Consider the following 5,905-nt stretch of genomic DNA (forward strand, 5'->3'; position numbering starts at 1 on the left):
TCCTGGGTCTTCGCGCTGGTGGTGCAGGCCGGCTACGATCCATTCCTCGGCATTGCCGCGGCTCTGGTCACCGGCACGCTGCTCGGCTTCCTCGTCGGCTCGCTGGTCGTCTATGGCGGGCTGTCGTCGCTGATCGCTACGCTCGGCATGAATTTCCTGCTGCGTGGCCTGATCCAGATCATCAACGAGGGCAAGTCGACGGCGCTGACCAATCTGGCCAACAGCGCGGCCTACAAGATCTTCTCCAGCCAGATCTGGGGCATCCCGGTGCAGATCTTCTGGGCGATAGCCTTCGTCGTGTTCTCGGCGCTGCTCTTCAACCGGCACCGCTTCGGCGCGCAGGTGAAGGTGGTCGGCGACAATCCCGACAGCGCCAAGCAGATGGGCATCGACGTCAAGCTCGTACGGGTGAAAGTGTTCGTCTTCACCGGCATAGGCGCCGCGATCGCCGGCACCTTCTCGGTGATGATCAACTTCACCTGGTGGCCGACGGCGGGCGACGGCTATCTGCTGCCGGTGCTCGCCTCGGTATTCGTCGGCGGCACGCCGACCTGGGGCGGCATCGGCACCGTCGTCGGCGGTGCGATCGGCGCGGTCACCGTGTCGTTCATCCAGACAGGCGTGGTGGCGGCGGGCCTCAGCGGCTTCTACGTCCAGTTCTTCAACGGGCTAATTATCATCCTGTCGCTGCTCGGCCATAAATGGAACCAGGCAAGGTACAGGTGAGGAGACCGCTCACACCGGCGCGACAAACCCGTCCAGCACGCGTTTCTGGCCGGCCTTGTCGAAGTCGATGGTGAGCTTGTTGCCTTCGATGGCGGCGATGTTGCCGTTGCCGAATTTCTGGTGAAATACCCGGTCGCCGACATTGAAGGCGGATGGCGTGTCGGCGACGGATTTGGCGACCAGCTCGCCCTCGATAGTACGGCCCTTCACACTAGTCCGGCCGGCGCCGTAGCCGCTATCCGTCTCGCCATAGCCGATGCGCTCGACCTGATGGCCGGAGCGGGTGCCCCAGTTGCGGTCGGTCGCTTCGGTGCGGTTGGCCTGGGCGCGCTGCCAGCCGGGCGTGGCATAGGTGTTGGAGAAGCTGCCCTGGTCTTTCGCCCCGACATTGTCGAAGCGCGAGGCGCCGTAAGGATTCTGCCGGCCGCCACCGCGTCCCGATGCAAAAGCGTCGCCGCCATAGGGATTGCCGTAGCCGCCGTAGCTATTGCCGCCTTCGGCGATGTCGATATGGGTTTCCGGCAGCTCGTCGACGAAGCGCGACGGGATGGTCGATTGCCACAGCCCGTGGATCTGACGGTTGGAGACGAACCAGATGTGCAGGTTCTTCTTCGCCCGCGTCAGGCCGACATAGGCAAGCCGGCGTTCCTCCTCCAGGCCGGAGCGACCGCCTTCGTCCAGCGCGCGCTGGTGGGGGAAGAGGCCCTCCTCCCAGCCGGGCAGGAAAACGGTTTCGAATTCGAGGCCCTTGGCCGAATGCAGCGTCATGATCGAGACGGCATCCTGCTCGGCATTCTGCTCGGCGTCCATGACCAGCGCGACATGCTCGAGGAAGGAGCGGAGCGATTCATACTCCTCCATCGAGCGGATCAGCTCCTTGAGGTTTTCCAACCGCCCCGGCGCGTCCGCGGAACGGTCGTTCTTCCACATGTCGGTGTAGCCACTCTCTTCGAGGATGGTCTCGGCGAGCTCGGTGTGCGGGGTGGTTTCCAGCGCTTTCTGCCAGCGCTCGAAATTGGCGGCCACCTCGCGGAGTGCTGCGCGCGGCTTGGGCTTCAGCTCGTCGCTTTCGGCGAGCGTCGCCGCAGCCTCCAGCATCGGCACGCGCATGGCGCGCGCGGTGTCGTGGATCTGGCGGATGGTGGCTTCGCCGAGCCCCCGCTTCGGCACGTTGACGATGCGCTCGAAGGCGAGGTCGTCGCCGCTGTTGGCGACGACGCGGAAGAAGGCCAGCGCGTCGCGGATTTCCAGGCGCTCATAGAAACGCGGACCGCCGATGACGCGGTAATTCAAGCCCAGCGTGATGAAGCGGTCTTCGAAGGCGCGCATCTGGAAGGACGCGCGCACAAGAATCGCCATGTCATTGAGGTTATGCTTCTGCCGCTGATAGGCCTCGATGGCGTCGCCTATGGCGCGCGCCTCTTCCTCCGAGTCCCAGGCGGCATGGACATGTACCTTGTCGTCCTCGGGGTCGTCGCGGTCGGTGAACAGCGTCTTGCCGAAGCGGCCCTCATTGTGGGCGATGAGGTGGGAGGCGGCGCCCAGGATATGCGCGGTGGAGCGATAATTGCGCTCCAGCCGGATGATGGTGGCGCCCGGGAAATCCTTGTCGAAGCGCAGGATGTTGTCGACCTCGGCGCCGCGCCAGCCATAGATCGACTGGTCGTCGTCGCCAACGCAGCAGATGTTTACGGTGGCGGGGCGCCGGTTTCCCTCCCCCTTGAGGGGAGGGTGGCCAGGCGAAGCCTGGTCGGGTGGGGTCCTCGCGGCAGTGCTCGACGTTTTGGCGGTGCCTTCTGCGGCGACCCCCCCCGTCCCCTTCGCGGACACCTCCCCCTCAGGGGGGGAGGATTGAGGCCGCTGCGCCAGGAGGCGAAGCCACATATACTGCGCGGTGTTGGTGTCCTGGTACTCGTCGACCAGTATGTATTTGAACTTGCGGTGATAGTCCTTCAGCACGTCCGGATAGGCGCGGAAGATGCGGATCGGGTGATAGAGCAGGTCGCCGAAGTCGCAGGAATTCAGCGTCTGCAGCCGTTCCTGATAGGCCTTGTAGAGTTGGCGGCCCTTGCCGTTGCCGAAGCTGCGCGCATCGCCTTCCGCAATCTCGTCGGGGCCGAGGCCCTTGTTCTTCCAGTTGTCGAGCATCTGGGCGAAGGTCTTGGCAGGCCAGCGCTTGTCATCCAGCCCCTCGGCCTGGATCAGCTGCTTGATCAGCCGCACCACGTCGTCGGTGTCGAGTATGGTGAAATCCGATTTCAGTCCGGCAAGCTCGGCATGGCGCCGCAACAGCTTCACGCCGATCGAGTGGAAGGTGCCGAGCCAGGGCATGCCCTCGACATTGCCTTCGCCGATCAGGTGGCCGATGCGCTGCTTCATCTCGCGCGCGGCCTTGTTGGTGAAGGTGACGGCCAGGATCTGCGACGGGAAGGCCCTGCCGGTGGCAAGAATGTGGGCGATGCGGGTGGTGAGCACGCGCGTCTTGCCGGTGCCGGCGCCGGCCAGCACCAGGACCGGGCCTTCGGTCGTCTCGACGGCGAGCCGCTGCTCCGGGTTCAGGCCCTTCAGATAATCGGGCGCGCTGTTCTGGCCGCTGCGCGCCGCCATGGCGCGCGCGGCTATGCCGGACGGGGCCGCAGCCGGCCGCGCATTCGGTTCATCGAAAAAAGGCATGTCTTCGGAAAAGCCCGACATCGCCCCCGAATGTAGTGATTCGGGAGCGAAAGACCAGAACTGTCTACGTTTTGTTCTAGTTTCGCGTGTCCCGGATCAACTTGACAGCCGGAGCGGGTGAGGGGAAAGCTGCCGGCAGGGCGGGGCCTGTCGCACCCCGCAAGCTGCTCTATCTTGTTTGACGCAGTTCCGGACGGAAAGACGCTTCACGCTTTTCCTGGAATTGCTTGATGCGCGCAACAGTCGAAGGAGCACCGTCTTGGCTGTCACCATCACCTCCCTCGTCCTCTTCCTCATCGGTCTCATTCTCGGCGGCGGCGGCATCTGGCTCGTCGCGCTGGGTGGCAGTTGGTACTACCTGATCGCCGGCCTGGTCTTCCTGATCACCGCCTGGCTGCTCTTCAGGCGCAGATCGACCTCGCTCTGGCTCTACGCGCTGTTCGTGCTCGCCACTTTGTGCTGGGCAGTCTGGGAGATCGGCTTCGACTGGTGGCAGCTCGGTCCGCGCGGCGGCGTCATCGTGCTCATCGCGCTGTGGCTTTTGACCCCATGGGCAAGGCGGGGCCTGCGCGGTCCCGACGGCCGCGCGCCGCTAATCCTGGCGGTGCTCGCCTCGCTCGCTGTCGCCGGTTACTCGATGACCGCCGATCCGCACGATATCGCCGGCACGCTCGGCACCGAAAAGGTGGCGGCGGCGGCCAATCTCGGCGGCGACATGCCGGCCGGCGAGTGGCACTTCTACGGCCGCACGCCGTTCGGACAGCGCTATTCGCCGCTCGACCAGATCACGCCCGACAATGTCGCCAAGTTGCAGCCAGCCTGGACCTACCGCACCGGCGATGTGAAAGGCCCCGACGATATCGGCGAAACGACCTATCAGGTGACGCCGCTGAAGATCGGCGACGCGCTCTTCATCTGCACGCCGCACAACTTCGCCATCGCCATCGATGCCGCGAGCGGCAAGGAAAAGTGGCGCTACGATCCCAAGATCAAGCTCGACAACAACCGCCAGCACCAGACCTGCCGCGGCGTGTCCTATTATGCCGATGCCAAGATCGCCGCCGGCCAGCCCTGCGCGCAGCGCGTCTACCTGCCGACTTCGGACGCTCGCCTGATCGCACTCGACGCCACCAACGGGCAGTTGTGTCCGTCCTTCGCCGAGGGCGGCACGCTGAACCTGATGGCCAATATGCCTTATCCGAAATCGGGCTATTACTATTCGACCTCGGCGCCGCTGATCGTCGCCGGCAAGATCATCGTCGGCGGCGCGGTCAACGACAATTACTCGACCGAGGAGCCGTCGGGCGTCATCCGCGCCTTCGACGTCGACACCGGCGCGCTGCTGTGGAACTGGGATTCCGGCAATCCGGATGTGACGACGCCGCTGCCCGCCGGGCAGACCTACACACACAACTCGCCCAACATGTGGTCGACCGCCAGCGCTGACGAGAAGCTCGGGCTGCTTTACGTGCCGCTCGGCAACCAGACGCCGGACCAGCTCGGCATGGGCCGCAGCGCCAATGTCGAGAAGTTCTCCTCCTCGATCACCGCGCTCGACCTCAACACCGGGCAATTGCGATGGGTGCGGCAGACCGTGCATCACGATCTGTGGGACATGGACGTGCCGGCGCAGCCGTCACTGGTCGACATCACGACGGCAAACGGCATCGTGCCGGCGCTGGTCGGGCCGACCAAGCAGGGCGACCTCTATGTGCTCGACCGGCGCACGGGCGAGCCGATCATTCCGGTCAAGGACGTGCCGGCCCCCGGCGGCGCGATCGAGGGCGATCATGCCTCGCCGACACAGCCGGCCTCCGACCTTTCCTTCAATCCGAAGCCGCTGACCGGCGCCGACATGTGGGGCATCACCCTGTTCGATCAGCTGGCCTGCCGGATCGAGTTGAAGAAATTGCGCTATGAGGGCCGCTACACGCCGCCCTCGCTGCAGGGCTCGCTGATCTATCCCGGCAATTTCGGCGTCTTCAACTGGGGCGGTGTCGCGGTCGATCCGGTGCGGCAGGTGATGTTCGGCATGCCGACCTACCTGGCGTTCACGTCCAAGCTCATCCCGCGCGCGGACGTGCCGCCGCCAGGCGACACCAAGGGCAGCGAGCAGGGGCTGAACCGCAACGATGGCGCGCCTTACGCGGTGGTGATGGGGCCGTTCCTGTCGCCGCTCGGCATCCCCTGCCAGGCGCCGCCCTGGGGCTATGTCGCCGGCGTCGACCTGAAGACCGGAAACATCGCCTACCAGCACCGCAACGGCACCGTCTACGACATGACGCCGCTGCCGTTGCCGCTCAAGGTCGGCGTTCCTGGCATAGGCGGGCCTATGATCACGGCGGGCGGCGTCGCTTTCCTGGGCGCGGCGGTCGACGACTATCTGCGCGCCTACGACCTCACCACCGGCAAGCAACTCTGGCAGGCGCGGCTGCCGGCGGGCGGGCAGGCGACGCCGATGACCTACACGGTGGCCGACGGCCGCCGCGCCTGCCAGAGTTGCTTG

Annotated in this window: 3 protein-coding genes; 2 read left to right on the forward strand and 1 reads right to left on the reverse strand. The window is 65.3% G+C overall.

Annotated features, from left to right (window positions below; translation table 11 throughout):
• Positions 1–726, forward strand: a 726-nt coding sequence (locus tag EOA23_RS30500) for an ABC transporter permease (protein WP_145966524.1), incomplete at its 5' end; no start/stop codon positions are given.
• 9 nt (positions 727–735) lie between these two features.
• Here the strand turns inward: EOA23_RS30500 and EOA23_RS30505 are convergent.
• A complete protein-coding gene (locus tag EOA23_RS30505; protein WP_127306855.1) occupies positions 736–3,420 on the reverse strand; it encodes a UvrD-helicase domain-containing protein in 2,685 nt (894 codons plus the stop codon).
• A 238-nt stretch (positions 3,421–3,658) separates the two neighbouring features.
• Here EOA23_RS30505 and EOA23_RS30510 point away from each other — a divergent pair.
• On the forward strand, positions 3,659–5,905 hold a 2,247-nt coding region (locus EOA23_RS30510; RefSeq protein ID WP_145966525.1), incomplete at its 3' end, for a glucose/quinate/shikimate family membrane-bound PQQ-dependent dehydrogenase.

The sequence above is a fragment of the Mesorhizobium sp. M2A.F.Ca.ET.042.01.1.1 genome (assembly GCF_003997405.1).
Classification (GTDB): Bacteria; Pseudomonadota; Alphaproteobacteria; order Rhizobiales; family Rhizobiaceae; genus Mesorhizobium.